The sequence below is a fragment of the Bartonella japonica genome, from assembly GCF_040545385.1.
Lineage (GTDB): Bacteria > Pseudomonadota > Alphaproteobacteria > Rhizobiales > Rhizobiaceae > Bartonella > Bartonella japonica.
The window spans coordinates 101,492-122,348 of the sequence record NZ_JBEPLT010000002.1 but is presented as its reverse complement, the minus strand read 5'-3'; the positions used below and the strand labels follow the sequence as shown (position 1 = coordinate 122,348).

Genomic DNA, 20,857 nt, shown 5'->3' with positions numbered 1-20,857 from the left:
TTTATCATGAGTCAGAAAACATATGCTTGCACCTCACAAGAAGAATGTGTGTATGAATAAAAACATTTAAGAAAGAGGTCGATAAACCTCTTATGAATGATGTAAATGTAAGAATATCAATGAAGACCTCAAAACCTCCTATGCTTTTTTTGCAATAGCCGCTTGTGCTGCAGCTAAACGCGCAATTGGCACCCGAAAGGGAGAACATGAAACATAATCTAAATCGTTTTCTTCACATAAAGTAATAGAAGCAGGATCACCTCCATGTTCACCACAAATTCCTAGTTTGATTTTTTTACGCTGTGAACGACCACGCTGCGCCGCAATAGAAATAAGCTCTCCTACTCCATCACGATCAATGGATACAAAGGGATCTTGCTCTAAGAGCCCTTTTTGGAAATAAGTTGCCAAAAAAGGAGCAGCATCATCGCGTGAAATTCCAAAAGTGGTTTGTGTCAAATCATTTGTTCCAAATGAAAGAAATTCAGCAGTTTGCGCAATTTCATCAGCCCGAAGAGCTGCTCTTGGAAGCTCAATCATTGTCCCCACCATATACTGAATATGGCTTCCTTTTTCCTTCATTACTTCACCAGCTACTTGATCTATACGAGCTTTTACAAAATCAAGTTCAGATTTAAGTGCAACAAGCGGCACCATAATTTCAAGCATAACAGGAGATCCAGATTTTTGCGCAGCATCTGCTGCTGCTTCAAAAATAGCCCGCGCCTGCATTTCTGCAATTTCAGGATACGTGATCGCTAAACGGCATCCTCGTAATCCAAGCATAGGATTAAATTCATGCAACTGCTGCGTACGTTCAGAAAGTACATCAGCAGAAACTCCCATAACTGTTGCAACCTCAAGAATTTCTGCATTCGTTTTTGGTAAAAACTCATGCAATGGTGGATCCAATAAACGAATAGTAACAGGTAAACCACACATAATTTCAAACAATTCACTAAAGTCTGAGCGCTGCATTGGCAATAGCTTATCCAATGCCTTACGACGACCGCTTTCATCATGACTTAAAATCATTTCACGCATAGCAACAATACGTTCACCAGAAAAAAACATATGCTCCGTACGACAAAGTCCAATACCTTCAGCCCCAAAAGAACGCCCCATACTTGCATCAGAAGGGGTTTCTGCATTAGCGCGAACCCTTATACGCCGCATCCCATCAGCCCACTCCATCAACTTTGCAAAATCTCCACAAAGCTCAGGTTGCAACATCGCAACTTTGCCTTTTAAAACTTCCCCACTTCCACCATCAATCGTAATGACATCACCTTTTTGAAAACTTTGTCCTGAAGCAAACATTGTGTTTGTATTATAATCAATACGCACATTGCCAGCACCAGAAATACACGGCTTTCCCATACCACGTGCAACAACAGCAGCATGACTTGTCATACCACCACGCGTTGTTAAAATCCCTTCTGCAGCGTGCATACCATGAATATCTTCTGGACTTGTTTCAACACGCACCAAAATAACTTTACGCCCTTCTGCTGATACAGTTTCGGCTTCTTCTGAAGTAAAAACAATTTCACCAGTTGCAGCCCCCGGAGAAGCAGGCAAACCGCGTGCAATAACAAACCGCGTTGCTTTTGGATCAATTGTCGGATGTAAAAGCTGATCAAGCGATTTTGCATCAATTCGCATCACCGCCTCTTCTCGGCTTATTAAGCCCTCTTCAACCATTTCCGCCGCTATCTTTAAAGCCGCACGAGCCGTTCGCTTCCCTGAACGAGTCTGCAACATCCATAATTTACCCTTTTCAATTGTAAATTCGAGGTCTTGCATATCTCGATAATGCTGTTCAAGCTTCTGTGCAATCTGACACAACTTCAAAAAAGCCTCTGGTATAGTCTCTTCTAAAGACGGCTTATTTGAACCTGCAACAATACGTGCATTTTCTGTAATATTTTGAGGAGTTCGAATGCCCGCTACCACATCTTCCCCCTGTGCATCCACTAAAAATTCACCGTAAAGCTCTTTTTGCCCTGTCGATGGATTACGTGTAAAAGCAACCCCTGTTGCCGAGTCTTCACCCATATTGCCAAAAACCATAGCTTGCACATTAACTGCCGTTCCCCAATTTTCAGGAATATTATGTAAACGGCGATAAGTGATTGCACGTGCTGTCATCCAACTTGAAAAAACTGCTCCAATCGCACCCCATAACTGTTGTTCAGGATCTTGCGGAAATGGCTTCCCTAATTCTTTTTTTACATATGCTTTATAGGAAATAATAACATCTTTCCAGTCATCCGCTGTCATTTCTGTGTCAACAGTATAACCATTGCGTACTTTTGACTCATCAAGTATCTCTTCAAAGCATGAATGATCCAATCCCAAAACAACATTAGAATACATTTGAATAAAACGACGATAACTATCATATGCAAAACGCTCATTATTGGCTTGTAAAGCAATTGCTTTCACAGTTTCATCATTCATACCAAGATTAAGTACTGTATCCATCATCCCTGGCATGGAAGCCCTAGCACCTGAGCGAACAGAAAGTAAAAGTGGCATTTTTTCATTACCAAACTCACGTCCTGTCTGCTCACCAACGCGTTTAAGCGCTTGCTTAACAACGTTCTGTAATTCTGCAGGATATGATTCGTTATGTGCGTAATAAAAATTACAAACTTCTGTTGTCAGAGTGAATCCTGGAGGAACAGGCAAGCCAAGGTTGCTCATTTCTGCTAAATTAGCCCCTTTACCTCCGAGAAGATTGCGCTCGTTTGCACTTCCTTCTGCATTGCCATCTCCAAAACTATAAACCCATTTTGTCATTGCACAAGTCCTCTCATATCAGCATCAAAATCTAATCTCAGCTTACCATCACAAGCAATGATTCGCTTTACAACTGATCAAACAGAAAAAATATTGCTCCAATAAAGGCACAAAACCAACTCTCCCAACAGGGAAATGATCACAAATATTATCTTCTGTAAGGAAGATTTAGTTTTTAAGAAAACTATCAATCACCGAAGAGAAGGACTCCACCGACATAATACCTTCATATTTATTGCCATTTATAAAGAAAGTAGGAGTTGCTGTGACACCAAGCTCTTTACCACGCTCAAAAGATGCATTTACTTCATCTAAAATGGCCTGATTTTTCAGACAAGCATTAAAACTTTCATCCGTAAAATTTGCCATTAAACTGACTTTTTTCAGCGGTGTTAGAGCATCTTGTCCCCAAACCCACTCATGCTGTTTTTGAAATAAAACTTCTATCAAAGGAAAATAACGATCTTCTGGTGCACATCGCGCTAACATAAAACCTGCTGTTGCCCTTGGATCAAAAGCATACTCGCGAAAAATAAGTTTTACCTTTCCCGTTTTTATATATTTTTTACGAATTTTGGGAAGTACCTCATTATAAAAATACGCACAATGAACACATGTTAACGAAGCATATTCAACAATTGTTACTGGTGCATTTGCCTCTCCCTCAAACCGATCCTTTACCTTTCCTGGTCGAAGAACCTCAGCCATATCAACAGTTGAAGCTAGTTTAGAGCTACCAGCAGCAATAGCAGTTGCACTAATTTGTACAGTTGCTATTAAGAGAAAAATGATCTTTAAAGAAAAAAAAGAACGATATTTTATCATAAATAATACTTTTCTATTGTTATTAAACGAGTAAGACCTCTGCAATTTACCTAATATATTAGAAAAAAAAATATATATATAGCCTATCTTGCTATTTATTATTTTTTTCTGCAAAAATGCAACAACCAAGTTGATAAAGTGATTGCTGTAAATTTTTATCTTCAACTTTCTCAATCATTTTTTTTATACGTTTTTTGTCTTTTTCATTCGGAGATAGTTTCATTGGCAAATGATTTGTAAGAACCGATATGTTCCTTTGCTCAATCTTGATACGGTTAATAGCAATATAGCCAAAAAAAACATTAATTCTATGAAGCAACTCGTCTGTTTTGTGCATCAATTTTAAGGCTGCAAACCCTTCACACGCCACAACAAGTGTCGCAGGTTGGAAAGTTTCATCTAAATTAGCACGACGTTTCCAAATAATTTTAAGCGGTATTGTGTGTTCACCTATATCACCACCCGCAATCTGCAGCCAATGCTCTATAAGTGCCACATTAAGTCCTGTCCGTTTACATAAAACCGGATCAAGTATTTTGGATACCGTTTCAGAAAGAGAATGAAAATGACGCTTCTTAAATTGTTTGCTCATTTTTCTAAATCATCGTCAAGTCACACACTAAAGTTAAGACACACACTAAATTAGTGCAATTTTTTCATATCAAAATTCTTTTCTAAAAAACAATAAAATACCACAAGATCCATTTCTTACCTAACCATAGCCTCTATAATGAAACAAAAATAAAATGTGAATTGCAAAATACATACTTTTTCTTTTGCATTTTATATCTTCCTATGTATGATTGAAAATAATCATGCATGAATTTTCCTTACGTCTTCTTTCTTGGTACGATGAGAAACACCGAGACTTACCATGGCGAATTACTCCTAAAGAGCAAAAACAAGGTATCTATTCTGATCCATACCGAGTTTGGCTATCTGAAATCATGCTTCAACAAACAACTGTCGAAACCGTTAAACCCTATTTTAAAAAATTTCTAAAGCTTTGGCCTGATCTTTCTTCTTTAGCGAAAGCCTCACCAGATGATATTATGAAAGCATGGGCTGGTCTTGGCTATTATTCACGTGCACGTAATCTTAGAAACTGTGCTAAACAACTTGTTGAAAACTACGGAGGACAATTTCCGCAATCTGTAAAAGCATTGCGTACCCTATCTGGTATTGGAGACTACACTGCTGCAGCCATAGCCGCAATTGCTTTTAATCACCCTGTAGCAGTTGTTGATGGTAATGTCGAGCGTGTGATAACCCGCTTATTTGCTATCACTTCAATGTTACCAAAAGCAAAACCTGAAATTAAAGAAAAAACACAAGAAATTATCTCTTTAAATCGTCCTGGGGACTTTGCTCAAGCAATGATGGATTTGGGAGCAACCATTTGTACACCACGTAAACCATCTTGTCACCTCTGCCCTCTTCAAAGTTTGTGTAAAGCCTCCCAAATGCATAAAACAGAGTCTTTTCCAGTCAAAGCTCCGAAGAAAAAACGCCCTTCAAAAACTGGCACCGCTTTTGTTGTACTTAATGAAAATAAACAAATTTATTTGGAAAAACGACATGGCACAAAACTTCTCGGTGGCATGACTCAAATTCCTAACTATATTGGAACGAACAATGAAAACGTCCTCCAACATGCCCCTTTTACCGCTAATTGGCAATTCAAAGGACAAATCACACATATTTTTACCCACTTTTCCCTGAAACTCGATATTTACTACATCAACAGTACTCACGAAATAAATCGCGAAAATGGCTGGTGGTGCGATATTCAGAACCTTGCCGAAGAAGCTCTTCCCACTGTCATGAAAAAAGCCATTTCCGTAGTCATTCCTAATTCTTTTAAAATTAAATAATTTTCATCATTAAAAAATAAATTTCTTAGTTTCATATGCAAATGTTTTATTTTTCATAAAATGCATTGTTTCATAATAATCATTCATCATCTTGAAGCTTGAATAAGATTCTTTAACGTAGTGGAACTTGCTCCTCTCAGCTCCTTTTATGATGCAGCAAACGTTCACTTGCATATCTTAAATAGAATCAGAAAAAACAGTTTTAAGATAAAATGCTAATCCTCCTTTTTACCTGTTATTTCACTACAAAAGTGTAACATGGAAAGCGGAGCAATATACAATTGCGTGTTTTATAGAACACCCGTTTCTAGCATCTGTGAACGTATCATCATTCTTAAATCATCTATGGATTTCAACTTCCCGTTTTCCTCATAATACCAAAAGGTCCAACCATTACAGCTTTGTGAATCTTGAACTTTTCGCCCCATTGCATGAATAGAACCAGCTTCACCACCATGCATGATCGTACCATCGGCCCTTATAATAGCAGATACTCGCTTCTTGCGATCATAAAGGATTTCTCCTGGACGGAGTAAACCAGCTTCAAGTAAACTATTGAATGCTACGCGTGGCTCTGCTTTTTTTCTATCCAAAATTGCCAATTCTGGTTTGTCTAAAGGTTTAACCGCAGCAATCCTCTCACATGCCGCATCAATGTAATTTTGCTCACGTTCAATACCCACAAAATCACGTCCCAAAAGCTTGGCAACAGCACCCGTCGTTCCCGAACCAAAAAACGGATCAAGAATGACATTACCAGGCTTACTAGAAGCCATGATAATACGAGCTAATAACGCTTGTGGTTTTTGTGTTGGATGCAACTTACGCCCTGCCTCATCTTTTAAGCGTTCAACACCAGTGCAGAGAGGGAAAAGCCAATCGGAACGCATTTGTAGATCTTCATTTGCAGCTTTTAAAGCATCATAATTAAACGTATATTTTTTATCCTTTTGATCTCGAACAGCCCAAATAAGCGTCTCATGAGCATTTTGAAAACGACGCCCCCGAAAATTAGGCATAGGATTATTTTTACGCCAAATGATATCATTCAACATCCAAAAACCTAAATCTTGTAATGCCGTACCAACCCGAAAAATATTATGATAAGACCCAATAACCCAAAGAGTTCCATTGGGTTTCAACACACGACGACAAGCAAGCAGCCACGCACGCGTAAAAGCATCATAAGCAGCAAAATTTTCAAATTGATCCCACTCATCATCAACTGCATCAACAAGCGAATAATCTGGGCGATATAAGCTACCATTCAATTGCAAATTATAAGGAGGATCAGCAAAGATCATATCAACTGAATGTTTTGGCAGTTTTTCCAGTACTGCAACACAATCTCCTTTGAAAATTTTATTGCGCCATGGTACCTGTGAAGAAGTACCAACAAAATCTTTTTGAAGCTGAATAACTGTCATAAAAAAACCAACGAAATGAACTGAATTTGCCCTATAATCAATATTGCTTATAGTCCTGCATTACCAACCCATATTTACAAAATTAGAGTAAACGTATCGTTAAACTTCTGCAAAATTAATACTCGTTTTTACTCTTTCAGGAAAAGTAAAGAAATTTCATACTAACAAACTCTTGTTTTTCTTCCCTTCAACCTGCTATTCACATATTCTTTTTTACATAAAGCGAATAAGAATCATTTTCAAAATATCTTTATTATTTGTGAAATAGAATCTTCATTCACGCTAGCTCTTACGCTATAAATGACCCGTAAAGGAATATCTTATGCCTCAAATAGATCTTATTATTTTTGATTGTGATGGAGTTCTGGTAGATTCTGAATATCTCGCAGCAAAAATTGGATCTCAATTACTTAAACAAACAGGATATGAAATATCTCCCGAAGAATTGAGTGAACGTTATGCAGGATTAGTCTTTATTGATATTCTTAAAAAAATTGAACAAGAGACAAGAAAACCAATTTCTGTTCATCTCATAGATCAAATGTCAAATCTTTTTCGAGCACAAATAAAAACTGAATTACGTGCTATCGATGGTATAAGAGAAGTATTAGCAATCATCCAAAATCATTATCCTTACTGTATCTGCTCTAATGCAAAAAGTGTAGATATAAAAGAGATGCTCACTACCGTTGATCTCTATGATTTCTTTGATGGCAAAAATAAAATTTTTTCGGCTTCTGAAATTGGAACGAAAAAAACTAAACCTGCTCCCGATGTTTTTCTTTTTGCGGCGCAACAATTACATGCAAATCCAACAAACACTATTGTTATAGAAGATTCACTTCATGGCGTACATGCTGCATCAATGGCAGGTATGCGCATCATAGGCTTTACTGGAGGATCACATAGTTATCTTGGCCACTCTAATGTACTTGCAGAAGCTGGTGCTGAAACGGTTATCGCCAAATATGCTCATTTGGAAAAAGTTTTAGAGGCAATGTCAATATGGCGAGATTTATCATAATTCATAAAATTTCTATATTATTTAAGCTTTGTTTATATAAAAAATATATATTTCTAACGACTATAATATAATTTGAAATCTACACAATAATGAACTGTACTCTCCTTTCAGAGATAATAACATTAGCAGACATAATAATCGGACAAGATTGAAATAATTTTTTCAAGAATCTCTCACAGAAACTATTGCCATAAACAAAATTTCATCGATAAACTTAGTATTTAATATTGAAAAATCCTATGGTCTCATAGTTTAACTTAACTACATACCGGAGAATCAAGAAGAATATTCATAAATTTATTTCATCAAGATTGTGAAGTACAATCTATAAGAACTTTTTCTTTGAATATATCTAAAATACATCATAATCATAAAAACATAATTTCATACTTTCCATTTTAAATAGTATAAAATTATAAAAATATGACACCATGATATTTATTAATATTTTATTATTTAGAGTTATTATTTTTTAATATTATAATTGGCTAACGTAGCATATTATACATTTATATATAAAGTACAAAAACTTACAAAAATATATTAACATAAAAATAGTAAAACATCTTACTTACTTTATAACATATTTCATTTAATATAATAATTTATATGAATATTATTTAAAAACATTATTTTTAGTAGCTTATATAGATGTAGCTTATAATTATTTTAATAGATAACATATTTCCATAAAATATATAATATACTTGTATAAAATATTATAAATTAAAGTTTTTATATATTTACAAATAAAAAAAATACATAATGATTATATTTTATTATTGAATATAAACTCGTAACGTAGTATAATGTTATTGATATTGTAACTTTTGGGCTCACTTTGTATTTATTGTTATGTACTAAGTAAGCATATCCGAATGTACTTATCTATTACGTGTTCATAAAATAAAAAAATATTTGAGGTAAAACTATGATAAAAATATTTAAAAACTATATGCTTAATCTTCTTGTAGTAACTACTTTTATTTTTTCGCAAGCTGTAAGCGCTAACGCAAACTATTCTTCTCAAAAAGAGAATATTTCTGATTATGTGACACCACAAGTAGAAAACACAACGTCTATAGCAACAAATGCAACTGCTTTCTATGTTCCAGCTGTAAATCATACAGCAGAAAGTAGCGATGCATCTGAAGGAAAAGTTGAAAAAGTAGTTGAACCTGTGACAATTGGATTAGGAATATTGTTTGCAGGATACGCAATAAGCTTTATATTGGGAGTAATAAAAGATATAACCTCAATCTTTAGAAATACTCACTAATCTCCACAACCCCCAAAAGGTTTATTGTGTGTTTAGATATTACCAATAAACACATGATGAACCTTTTTCTTTAACGTCAATATTTTACTTCCCTACATTCATAAAGCCAATACTTACCTACCAATACCAATGATAGAAAGTATTTTAGGTAAAATTACGACAAAAATATTTAAAATATACATAGTAAACACTTTTGTATTCATTAATTTTCCTCTTTTACAATTTACAAATGTTAATGAAAAGTATTTTAAAGAATATCTTTATAAAAAATATTCCTTTTTTCTTTAACAAAGTAATAATAAAAGGAAGAAATTGATATAGTTGCTTTCTATGCATCAAATTTCAGTTATAATGCAAAAAGTGAAAATAACATTGAAAAAAGTTGTGAAAGTATTTAAACCTATTACACTAGGGACTTTGAGTTCAATAGAAGCAACAAGTTATAGAATCTTGACCCGTATTGCTATGAAGCTGTTTCCCCAAATAATAGGATGGGACTAGGAAAATTAGAGTTAAAAAATGCAATAATATGGCGTGATTCATAAGATTCAGACTTCTTATCAAAACTAACCTATGTCCTCAGACCTCATAAGCTTTAACCTTATGTTTTAAGCATAATCCGCCTCAATAATTAGGTAGACTGTTTTGTATGTTTTCACGGATAACTTCACATATACTGCATAGTACAAATATAATGCCTCTGAGTATAAAAACTAAACATTTATACAAAATATACAAAACGCAGATTATTTTAAAATATGCAATTACAAACCAAGTGCCATGGAATCACCTTATACACCTACAATATGGATTATAACATCTCTATTTGAAAGAGATCAATATCATAAGAGTTTTAGATTATCTAGGATAGAAAATCTATCTGAATAACTGCTTGTTGCAAGATAAAGTCTTCTATAAAGACTATCCTGATATAATTTCAATGTTTAGACAACCGCATAAATTGGTATGGATCGTAAGATAAGCGAACGAGTAATGAGAAAAGTTTCTCGACTATAGCGAACTTCTCATTAAATATCCAATACATCGTACCTTAATATCCGAAAGAGTCAATTTCATTACTTTTATGATTGGCTAAGAGTTAAGAAAACAAAATTCTATCCATTTAATAATTTAAATATTATAAAAAAATGAAATAAATAACTTCACCGTTTTGCCGACAATAAACAAAGGAATAAACTTATGAAATACATTAGCACGAGAGGTGAAGCTCCTGCTTTAGGCTTTACTGAAACTATCATGACTGGTCTAGCCAGTGATGGTGGACTGTACCTTCCAGAAAGATTCCCTCAGTTATCATTCGATGCATTACGAGCACTGCGTGGTCAATCTTATACAACAATTGCTAAAACCATTCTTTGGCCTTTTGTAAATAATGAAATCGAATATGCTTCTTTTGAAAATATAATTGCTGAATCTTACGCTACCTTCCGTCATCCAGCAACCTGTCCATTGCTACAAACTGGTCCAGACGAATTTATTCTTGAACTTTTTCACGGACCTACTTTGGCATTTAAAGACGTCGCAATGCAGTTTCTTTCTAGACTCATGGATTACATTCTCACTCAAAAAAAGAGACAGGCAACCATTATTGCTGCCACTTCAGGGGATACAGGTGGAGCAGCCATTCAAGCGTTTGCTGAAAGAGAACACTCAGATGTTTTTGTTTTATTTCCTAAGGGATGCATATCACCCATTCAGCAACGGCAAATGACAACCAATCAAAGCAAAAACGTTCATGCCATCGCTATTGAAGGGAATTTTGATGATTGCCAAGCACTTGTCAAAGCAATGTTTAATGATCATGATTTTCGACAAAAAAAAGCACTTTCAGGCGTTAATTCTATAAACTGGGCGCGTATCATGGCGCAAATTGTTTATTATTTTTCATCCGCACTTTCTTTAGGTGCTCCTGATAGAACTGTCTCATTTACTGTTCCTACAGGAAACTTCGGTGATATTTTTGCGGGTTATGTTGCTGCTCGTATGGGATTACCTATTGCGCAACTCGTTATTGCAACCAATGATAATGACATTCTCGCACGCACATTAACCAATGGTGTTTATGAGACACAGCCTATCATCCACACAACCTCACCCTCTATGGATATTCAAATTTCTTCTAATTTTGAACGCTTGCTGTTTGAAAGCGGCAATCGTGATCCAGTATGGATTCGCAATGCGATGGAAAATCTAAAAAAATCAGGACGTTTTAAACTTAATGAAAAACAACTTAAGAATATTTGCTCCCTGTTTTCTGCTGGGAAAAGCAACATGGATGAAACAGCAAAAACAATTGATAGTGTTTATAAAGAAAGTGGCTATCTCGCTGATCCACATACAGCTGTTGCACTTAAAGTCGCTCGCGAAAACAAACAACCACATATCCCAATGATTGTTCTTGCTACGGCTCATCCCGCCAAATTTCCTGATACCGTTAAAAATGCCTATGAACAAAATGCTCCACTGCCATCTTGTCTCAATGAGTTAATGAAACGTGAAGAACGTATTATAGGGCTTGCTAATGATGAAAAAATAGTAAAAAATTATATTTCTTTAAAATCGCGTGCATCTTATTAAATTTAGCTGCATTTATTCAGATGAGGAATATTGTAATGTCCCACTATGAGGCATTTAACTTATTTAACGGAGTTGTAAACACATGGGTGTAGATATCAGTCACCTTAGTAATGGTTTGACTATCGCTACACATACAATGCAACAAATTGACAGTGTAGCACTCGGAATATGGGTTAAAGTTGGCTCACGGAATGAAACCTTCACACAACATGGTATTGCCCATCTTCTTGAACATATGGCTTTTAAGGGAACGGAAAACCGTACGGCTTTTCAGATTGCAACCAATATTGAAGATGTGGGTGGTGAAATCAATGCCACAACCAGTACGGAAACAACCGCCTATATCGTGCGCGTGCTCAAAAATGATATCCCACTCGCTATTGATATTCTCGCTGATATTTTGATGCATTCAAAATTTGATGAAAACGAATTAGAACGAGAAAAACAGGTCATTCTTCAAGAAATTGGCGCTGCTCATGATGTTCCCGATGATATTGTTTTTGATCACTTTACTGAAACAGCCTTTCGCCATCAGTCTCTTGGGCGCTCTATTTTAGGAACCCCTGAAACAATTCAGACGTTTACCTCGGCTGATCTCCATAATTTTATGAATCAACAATATAGTGCAGATCGTATGGTTGTAGTTGCAGCAGGAGCTGTACAACACGAAAGTTTTCTGAAAGAAGTTGAAAACCGTCTTAGCACTTTTCGCTCCCATTCAACAGCCCCCCTCATAAACCTTGCAAATTACGTCGGTGGTGATTTTCGTGAATATCGCGATTTAATGGATACACAAGTTGTTCTCGGATTTGAAGGACGCGCATATCATGCGCGTGATTTTTACGCTGCTCAAATTCTTTCAATTATTCTTGGTGGAGGCATGTCATCACGCCTCTTCCAAGAAGTGAGAGAGAAACGTGGATTATGCTATTCTATATACGCCTTTCATTGGGGATTTTCCGATACCGGACTTTTTGGTGTGCATGCTGCTACTGGACAAGAAGGATTAAAAGAATTGCTTCCTATGATCCTTGATGAACTCTCTAAGGTAAGTAAAAATATTCATCCCAATGAGCTTCAACGAGCACAAGCACAATATCGTGCTAACCTCACAATGTCGCAGGAAAATCCATCTAGTCAAGCGCACCTTATTGCACGCCAAATACTTCTTTATGGTCGACCAATTCCAATATCTGAAACAATTGAGCGCTTAGATCTTATTACTCCGACACGATTAACAGATTTAGCGCATCGACTTTTTACAAATTCTACTCCAACATTAACTGCTGTCGGACCTGTTGGTCCTCTCATGAATTTTGATGATTTAACATCAATTCTTTCACATAAAATGAAGCAAGTTTAAACAAAATTTTTTCCAATTTTTTTCATACATATTGAAATATAAAAAATTTTTAAAAAGCAAAAAATAATAAAATGCATAAGTTTTATGATAGAATTTACCGTAAAACCTTTCTTGCTCAATAAGTTTGGAAAATATCTATAAAAGAGATGTACAAAACTACCGAATTCTCGCTTCATATGATAAAGAATCTGATAAACGAAAGTATATTTGTGAAATTTAGAAACTCATGGTTTAATTTTGTCCTACAAAATATAAATTTCTATCAGCTTCAAACTTTAACAAGTGGGTATCTGATTTATTTTTGTGTAAAGTCACACAACTTTTCGAAAGAAAATGATAACTGCTTGTTATGTAAAACAACTGAATAAAGGGTAGAGTTTTTTTGAAAATCTAAACAAAAATTAAACATTAAAAAACTGAGAGTGGGACATCGTGAAGAGTTTGCGTAAAATCATTGACATCATTTTCATTATAATTATTAGTTCTTTTGTCTCTTTCACGTCAGCACAAGCGATTGAGCCTGTTAAAATTTCTTCTCAGGATGCGGCTCTTGATCTCTCAAAAGCAATAGAAATTTATCATACAAATAACGCAATCTTTCAAACAAGTACAGCACCCGGACCAGATGGTATTGTATGGCGTATTGAAGTGCAGGCAAAAAATGAAAAATTTTCTGGAAACTGGGCTGTATTTTCTCTTGCAAATCCAACAGATGAACAAATTGACCGTCTCATCGTTGCACCACATTATCGCATGACACATTCAGGACTTTTTTGGCCAGACCTTGGATCAGCACGCATTCAATCCATAACTCCAAGTGAAGGTTTTTCCCTTGATCGTCAAGCCAGTGCAAATTCTGATATCTTTCGTATTACACTTAATCCTGGTGCTGTCATTACATTTGTAGCCGAACTTAACTCTGCAAATCTGCCACAAATCTATTTATGGAAACCTGAAGCCTATAAGGATGCTATCAATTCTTATACACTTTATCATGGTATTCTTCTCGGTATATCAGGTCTTTTAGCTCTTTTGTTAACGGTTCTCTTCGTCGTGCGCGGCACAGGACTCTTTCCAGCAACAGCTGCTGTCGCTTGGGCTGTACTCTTTTATATTGGCATCGATTTTAACTTTCTGAATAAGTTCTTTTCAGTCACGTTAACAACACAACCAATCTGGCGTGCAAGTACAGAAGTAGCGCTTGTTGCTACACTCTTCATGTTTCTTTTTACCTATCTATGCCTGAACCGCTGGCATTATCACTTTAGTTACGGAGCAATTGCATGGACCATCGCTTTTTGTAGTCTTGGAGCATTTGCTATTTATGACCCAATCAGAGCCGCTGGAATTGCACGTCTATCATTTGGTCTTACTGCTGTGCTTGGTATCGTTTTAATCAGCTATTTTTCAATACGAAGCTATGACCGCGCTATCATGATCATCCCAACATGGTTACTCATTAGCTTCTGGTGTATTGGAGCCTATGCTTGTATAGCAGGCTATTTAAACAATGATATTATCCAACCAGCATTAGCAGGAGGGCTGGTGCTCATTGTTCTCCTCATCAGTTTTACTGTCATGCAGCAAACTTTTTCTAATGATGCCTTTCATGAAGGAATATTTTCCGACCTTGAACAACAAGTGCTGGCAGCAAAAGGAGCTGGAAATATTATTTGGGACTGGAATGTTGAACGTGACCGTATTGTTGTACATCCAAACCTAGCACCCCTTCTGGGTACAGAAACCCATAAGCTTAATGGTCCTATGCGCAATTGGATTTCAGCCTTACACCATGATGATCGTGAGCGCTTTCAAGCCATCCTTGATATCATTATTAAAAACAAAAAAGGACGCATCGACCAAATTTTTCGACTTTCTTCCGGTGGTGGCTATTATCATTGGTTTTCTCTTCGTGCGCGCCCAGCTATGCAAAAAGATGGAAAAGTTACGCGCGTTATAGGAACAATTGCCAACATCACTAACCATAAAAAAGCTGAAGAACGCTTATTGCACGATGCAATTCATGACAGCTTAACGGGACTTCCTAATCAACAAATTTTCTTCGATAGATTACAAAGCTATACCTCTTTGGCTAAAGCAAATATCAAAGTTAAACCAACCGTCTTAATGATTGATTTGGATAATTTTCATCAAATTAATCATAAATTAGGAATTGCTGTTGGTGATACTATATTGCTTATCATAGCGCGCCGTTTGAACCGTCTTATTAATTTTCAAGATACTTTGTCACGTCTTTCGGCAGACCGTTTTGCAATCATTTTACTGAGTGAAACTGAACCACAAAAAATTGCAACATTTGCAAATCATCTGCACAAAAAAATCTCAGCACCTATTTCACTTACAGAAAAAAAGATAACACTTTCAATATCAATTGGATTGGTCACATGGAGCGAAAATAGATCGACCGCTAAAGATATTTTAAATGATAGCGAACTCGCAATGATCCGCGCAAAACAAATGGGTGGAAACCATATTGAACCTTTTTACCCTAATTTTCGCACGTTAAGCATTGAGTACAATACTATGGGAAAAGATATTCATCATGCTATAAAACGTCATGAAATAAAAATTCTCTACCACCCTATCCTTAATTTATCAGATGGACACATTATTGGTTTTGAAACAATTGTAGAATGGCATCATCCAAATTATGGAAATCTAAATGTCTCTGATTTTATCAAGATCGTAGAAAATGAACAAATTGTTATGGATTTAGCACAGTTCATCATCAATAATGTTGTTATTGATCTTACGAATGTGCAGGAAAAATTCCCCAAACAGTCTTTCTTCATTTCAATTAATTTACCAAGCACCGAAATGGTTCATCCTCAATTTGTCAGTCAATTACGTTCTGCTTTGCTTCGCCATCCACTCAGCAAAGGGAGCCTGATGATAGAAATATCCGAATGTGTCTTAAGAAAAAATCCTGAACAATCAGCGCATTTTCTCGAACAAGTTAAAGCACTTGGAATGAATCTTGCACTCGATAATTTTGGAACAGGTTATTCATCACTTGCTTATCTCGTGCGTTATCCATTCGACATGGTTAAATTGGATCGTTCGCTTATCTCAATCGACTCTCCCAAGAAAAGGCTTGTTCTCAAGTCTATTATTAATATGGCAACTGATCTTAATTTGCAAATTATTGCAGAAGGCGTTGAAAATGAAAAAGAAGCGATTTTCCTACGCCAAGCAGGCTGTAAATATGTTCAAAGTACACTCGTGACTAAGCCTATCGCCATCGAAGAATTAATCACTCTTATTCAAAATCATTTTCCTCATTCAATTAAGACATAACAAATACGCAAAACAAATGGAAAAAACATTGTGTTGGATCAAGAAAGTGAAATTTTATTACGCATGCCCCATTTCAGAAACAAGATAAATCGGGTTGATCCCCATGCGAACTAAGCTTTCATCATATTTGCGACTTAAATCGCTTTCAAAAAGGAAACTCGGCGATGTAGAGCTAATCAACCAACCATTTGTAGAAATCTCTTCTTCGAGCTGTCCAGCTTTCCATCCAGCATAACCTAATGCTATAAGCGCATGCTGGGGACCTTGTTCACAACTGATTGCTTTTAATATATCAATCGTTGCAGTAAAACAGATCTTATCCGCAATAAAGACAGTTTCTTCACAAGCATAATCATCAGAATGTAGAACGAAACCACGCGAAGAATCAACAGGTCCGCCATATCGTACTGGAAAGTTTCTTATGGGTTCAGAAAGATATTTCGTTTGACTACTGTTTATGACACCAAGATGAAGTAAAAGCTCTGGAAAATCAATATGATGCAATTGATTTAGAATAATTCCCATAGCACCAGCATCAGAATGCGCACAAATATAAATAACGGAACGAATAAAGCGTTTGTCATTCATTCCTGGCATTGCTATGAGTAATCGTCCGCCTAAAAAACCATTACACTGCTTCATCAATCTATATTCTCCATAATTTCCATGGTAAAATTCATGTTCGTTAATACAACAGGAAAATAAATCTCCAATGAAAAAAATTCAAATATTTACAAATTTACATAATATTGCCATTTGTCTTTATAAAAAACTTTTCGTTACTTTAAGCTTAACATACATAATTTTAGAATTATTTCATATTTCTGCCAGAGCTCAAACAACACAAAACATATATCTTTTTGCAACTTCTTGGCATGAAACAGATGGTGGACGCATTAGATTAGCAATGACGCCCCCCTCTTCTTCTGGAATAAGAGATGGCATTATTGAAGTCGTTCTGAAACCAGGATGGAAAACCTACTGGCGTAATCCAGGTAATTCAGGCATAGCACCATTTTTTAATTTTAACCAACAGGTTTCTTACGAAATCTTTTATCCCACACCCCAACTTTATGAAACAGAAAATGATTGGTCATTAGGCTATAAAGATAAAGTCGTATTACCTTTTCGTATTGCTGGTTCAAATAAAAATTTAAGTGGTTCTTTAACTCTTGGTTTATGTCATAAAATCTGTCTTCCAATCACTGTTGATTTTGATTTTTCTCCATCTGTTCAAAAAAACGAACTTCTCCCTTTATCTTTGTTAAAGAAGGCTCAAGATACTTTACCCCATACCACAGATCATAAATTTACAATCAGCGCTGAAAAAAAAACCGATACCCTCATTATAAAAATTCAAAATAATAATGAAATACCACCTTCTTCCCTCTTTTTAGATGGGGGAGAAATGCAGATTGGACCAGCAAAAAAAATAAATGAAACAGTAGAATATACTCTCTTTAGTGCTCCACTCTACTTTATCCCAGATGAAAAAAAACACTCAATTTTTTATACAGTTCCTTTTAAAGATCATGCTTTCAGTGGGACATTTTTACTCTCTATGCAACCAGATTCCCTTTTACTTCCATGATCATAATAAGGAAAAGCCTGTAAAAAGATTATTTTGAAAAATATCCATTCTCACGATATTCAGTGATTGCTTTTCGTGCAAGAGCATCTGCACGTTCATTATCAACATGCCCTGCATGCCCTTTTACCCAATGCCATCTGACAGTATGATAAGAACAGATATCTTCAAGAGCTTGCCATAATTCCATATTTTTTACAGGATTTTTTGATGTAGTACGCCAATTATTTTTCTTCCAACCTTCAAGCCATGTAGAGATACCGTTGCGTACATAAACTGAATCTGTATAAAGATCGACCGAACAAGGTTCTTTAAGTACCTTTAACGCACAAATTGCTGCCATCAATTCCATTTGATTGTTGGTCGTGTATGCTTCTCCACCATAAAGTTCACGTTCGTGACCATTCCAACGCAAAATTGCCCCCCAACCTCCAACCCCAGGATTTCCAGAGCAAGCACCATCTGTATAAATTTTAACGACTTTTTTCTGATTTAACATACAATTTAAAAACCCAACTTACTCAGTGAACCTATATTACTAAAAAAACAAAGCTTGTGCCAATATTCCCATGGATCTTTCTTAACAACAAAGCTCTCTGATGGTGTATTAAACCAATCATAAAGACGTGTGAGTAAAAAGCGTAAAGATGCACCACGTGCCAGTAAAATCATTGCATTCAATTCTAAGGGAAGTAATGGTTTTATTTTTTGATAATTTTCTAATAATTTGCGTGCTTTGGTAAGATTATAGGAATGGTCCTGTTCAAAACACCAAGCATTCAAACAGATCGCTAAATCATAAGCCAAAAAATCATTACAAGCGAAATAGAAATCTATAATCCCTGAAAGACGATGATTTGAAAAAAACACGTTGTCATTAAATAAGTCAGCGTGAATAATACCTGTTGGTAAGTTTGTTGGCCAATTTTCTTGTAAAAAGGCTAGTTCCCTGTCAATTTTTTGCCCAAACTCTTTTAACAACGCATCTTTGCTTGTTTGGCAATGTTCCCACAATAACTTCCAGTCTACAACAGAAAGAGTATTTTTACGCCTCAGTGTAAAATCCTTCCCTGCTAAATGCAATTGCGCTAAACTAGAACCTACTTCACCACAATGATATATATCGGGATGATCAACGGACACTCCTTCTAGGAAAGTAATAATAGCTGCGGAACGTTCTGCTAATTCACCTATCGTTGTCCCATCATTTTGCTCTACGAGTTGAGGACAAGGGATTCCACGCTGCCCCAAATATTGCATAAGGTTACAAAAAAAAGGCAAATCATCTTTTGAAATACGTTTTTCATAAAGCGTGAGAATAAACTTCCCCTCCGTTGTATATAATATGAAATTAGAATTTTCGATTCCCTCTACTATGCCTTGGTAAGATAAAAGTGAACCTATCGAATAATGTGTCAAAAATATCTTTAAATCATTTGGATGAATATCTGTATAAACTGCCATTATTTTGCTTTCGTTATAGATATATGCATCTCCTCAGTTTCATTTCTCAGTGTTTCAGCTCGACCATTAACAAAAAACATGTCTTGAGGAGTTAAAGTAACGTCACGTAATTCGCGGCTAACCAAAAACTTTTCCGTTTCCACCACTGTTTCAGCTAATTCTATCGTAACATTATAACGCTTACGAAAAGCTGAAATGATTTCATCAATAATAATCTCTGGTGCAGACGCACCTGCTGAAAGACTCACAACGGAAAGAGATCCTAGACGATCAAAATCAATTTCATCAGCACGCTGAACTAAAACAGCTTGTTTTGCACCAAATCTTTCAGCAACTTCCACCAAACGTCGCGAATTAGAAGAATTTGGTGCCCCAACAATTAAAAATAAATCACTCCCCAACGCTGCTGCCTTAACGGCATCTTGTCGATTTGTGGTCGCATAGCAAATCGATTCAGCAACTGGAGCTTCTAAGGAGGGAAAACGTTGTTGTAACACTTCAAGAATCCCTGCTGTATCTTCAACAGAAAGCGTCGTTTGCGTTACAAATCCTAATTTATCCGGTTCATCCGGTTGATAATGTAAAGCATCTTCGATCGTTTCAATCAAGGTCACAGCCCCTTCTTCAAGCTGTCCCATTGTTCCCACTACCTCAGGATGACCAGAATGCCCAATCAATATAACATGACGACCATAGCGTTGATGTCTTATCGCCTGTTTATGAACTTTAGAAACCAGCGGACATGTTGCATCGAGGTAGAACAAATTATAGCGACGCGCCTCTTCTGGTACAGATTTTGGCACACCATGGGCAGAAAATACAACAGGTTGGCTGCGGTATTTTTCCGGAATCTCAGCAAGTTCTTCAACAAAAATGGCTCCACGTTGTTGCAATCCTTCAACCACATAGCGGTTATGCACAATTTCATGGCGCACATATACTGGAGCCCCGTATTTTTTCAAAGCAAGAATGACAATCTGAATAGCACGATCAACTCCTGCACAAAACCCACGCGGACAGCAAAGACGTATTGTTAAAGGAGGAAGAACAGACATAAACCATCCTTAATATCTATAAATTTTCTCATAGTTCTAAACAAGCCATCGTTATGCATTACAAAAAAACAGTTCAAAGAGAAAAATGCACAATACCACCTTCTTTTGTAAGAACATACCATATAGCGTATTCTTATAGCATTTTTTTAAGCAAAGCTCTTTTAAGCTTGTAATTTCATTTCTCTGTATTGAAAATACCATCACAGATGAAATTTTTTCTCCGAAAAGCCACAAACA

The 20,857-nt window shown here is 36.0% G+C and carries 15 protein-coding genes; 7 read left to right on the top strand and 8 right to left on the bottom strand.

All coding sequences use genetic code 11. The features are described 5' to 3' along the window. Positions 1 to 138 precede the first annotated feature (138 nt). The 3 genes from ppdK to ABID39_RS02105 all read right to left on the bottom strand — a co-directional run bounded on the left by ppdK (position 139) and on the right by ABID39_RS02105 (position 4,222). A complete protein-coding gene (ppdK, locus tag ABID39_RS02115) occupies positions 139 to 2,805 on the bottom strand; it encodes a pyruvate, phosphate dikinase (RefSeq protein ID WP_354185573.1) in 2,667 nt (888 codons plus the stop codon). A 168-nt stretch (positions 2,806 to 2,973) separates the two neighbouring features. Further along, a complete protein-coding gene (locus ABID39_RS02110) occupies positions 2,974 to 3,630 on the bottom strand; it encodes a DsbA family protein (RefSeq protein ID WP_354185571.1) in 657 nt (218 codons plus the stop codon). Between the two features lie 91 nt (positions 3,631 to 3,721). Further along, positions 3,722 to 4,222: a DUF721 domain-containing protein gene (locus ABID39_RS02105; protein WP_354185569.1), complete on the bottom strand. Its 501-nt coding sequence runs from the start codon at positions 4,220 to 4,222 to the stop codon at positions 3,722 to 3,724. Between the two features lie 223 nt (positions 4,223 to 4,445). Here ABID39_RS02105 and mutY point away from each other — a divergent pair, with 223 nt between their 5' ends. After that, complete coding sequence (mutY, locus tag ABID39_RS02100) at positions 4,446 to 5,504, top strand: A/G-specific adenine glycosylase (protein ID WP_354185567.1); 1,059 nt, start codon at positions 4,446 to 4,448, stop codon at positions 5,502 to 5,504. 290 nt (positions 5,505 to 5,794) lie between these two features. Here mutY and ABID39_RS02095 read toward each other — a convergent pair whose 3' ends face one another. Next, on the bottom strand, positions 5,795 to 6,931 hold the full coding sequence (locus tag ABID39_RS02095) for a site-specific DNA-methyltransferase (protein ID WP_354185565.1): 1,137 nt from the start codon (positions 6,929 to 6,931) through the stop codon (positions 5,795 to 5,797). A gap of 322 nt (positions 6,932 to 7,253) precedes the next feature. Here ABID39_RS02095 and ABID39_RS02090 point away from each other — a divergent pair, with 322 nt between their 5' ends. From ABID39_RS02090 to ABID39_RS02070, 5 genes are all read left to right on the top strand, one after another. Then, positions 7,254 to 7,955: an HAD family hydrolase gene (locus ABID39_RS02090; protein ID WP_354185563.1), complete on the top strand. Its 702-nt coding sequence runs from the start codon at positions 7,254 to 7,256 to the stop codon at positions 7,953 to 7,955. 931 nt (positions 7,956 to 8,886) lie between these two features. After that, positions 8,887 to 9,234: a hypothetical protein gene (locus tag ABID39_RS02085; RefSeq protein ID WP_354185561.1), complete on the top strand. Its 348-nt coding sequence runs from the start codon at positions 8,887 to 8,889 to the stop codon at positions 9,232 to 9,234. A gap of 1,200 nt (positions 9,235 to 10,434) precedes the next feature. Beyond that, positions 10,435 to 11,832: a threonine synthase gene (thrC, locus tag ABID39_RS02080; protein WP_354185559.1), complete on the top strand. Its 1,398-nt coding sequence runs from the start codon at positions 10,435 to 10,437 to the stop codon at positions 11,830 to 11,832. A gap of 82 nt (positions 11,833 to 11,914) precedes the next feature. Beyond that, positions 11,915 to 13,195: a M16 family metallopeptidase gene (locus tag ABID39_RS02075; RefSeq protein ID WP_354185557.1), complete on the top strand. Its 1,281-nt coding sequence runs from the start codon at positions 11,915 to 11,917 to the stop codon at positions 13,193 to 13,195. A gap of 432 nt (positions 13,196 to 13,627) precedes the next feature. After that, positions 13,628 to 16,513 (top strand): EAL domain-containing protein, encoded by a 2,886-nt coding sequence (locus tag ABID39_RS02070; protein ID WP_354185555.1) that lies wholly within the window; start codon positions 13,628 to 13,630, stop codon positions 16,511 to 16,513. A gap of 57 nt (positions 16,514 to 16,570) precedes the next feature. On the opposite strand, the gene ABID39_RS02065 is transcribed toward ABID39_RS02070, so the two are convergent. Beyond that, on the bottom strand, positions 16,571 to 17,155 hold the full coding sequence (locus ABID39_RS02065) for a YqgE/AlgH family protein (RefSeq protein ID WP_354185553.1): 585 nt from the start codon (positions 17,153 to 17,155) through the stop codon (positions 16,571 to 16,573). Positions 17,156 to 17,225: 70 nt separating this feature from the next. Here ABID39_RS02065 and ABID39_RS02060 point away from each other — a divergent pair, with 70 nt between their 5' ends. Beyond that, a complete protein-coding gene (locus ABID39_RS02060) occupies positions 17,226 to 18,104 on the top strand; it encodes a protein-disulfide reductase DsbD domain-containing protein (RefSeq protein ID WP_354185551.1) in 879 nt (292 codons plus the stop codon). 28 nt (positions 18,105 to 18,132) lie between these two features. Here the strand turns inward: ABID39_RS02060 and rnhA are convergent, their stop codons facing one another. From rnhA to ispH, 3 genes are read right to left on the bottom strand one after another with little or no spacing between them, the layout of a single operon-like run. After that, positions 18,133 to 18,600 carry a ribonuclease HI gene (rnhA, locus tag ABID39_RS02055; RefSeq protein WP_354185549.1) on the bottom strand — a complete coding sequence of 156 codons (468 nt, stop codon included), beginning with the start codon at positions 18,598 to 18,600 and terminating at the stop codon, positions 18,133 to 18,135. A 5-nt stretch (positions 18,601 to 18,605) separates the two neighbouring features. Beyond that, a complete protein-coding gene (locus tag ABID39_RS02050; protein WP_354185547.1) occupies positions 18,606 to 19,565 on the bottom strand; it encodes a homoserine kinase in 960 nt (319 codons plus the stop codon). Then, positions 19,565 to 20,620: a 4-hydroxy-3-methylbut-2-enyl diphosphate reductase gene (gene ispH, locus ABID39_RS02045; RefSeq protein ID WP_354185545.1), complete on the bottom strand. Its 1,056-nt coding sequence runs from the start codon at positions 20,618 to 20,620 to the stop codon at positions 19,565 to 19,567. The genes ABID39_RS02050 and ispH overlap by 1 nt, the downstream gene beginning before the upstream one ends. Positions 20,621 to 20,857 lie beyond the last annotated feature (237 nt).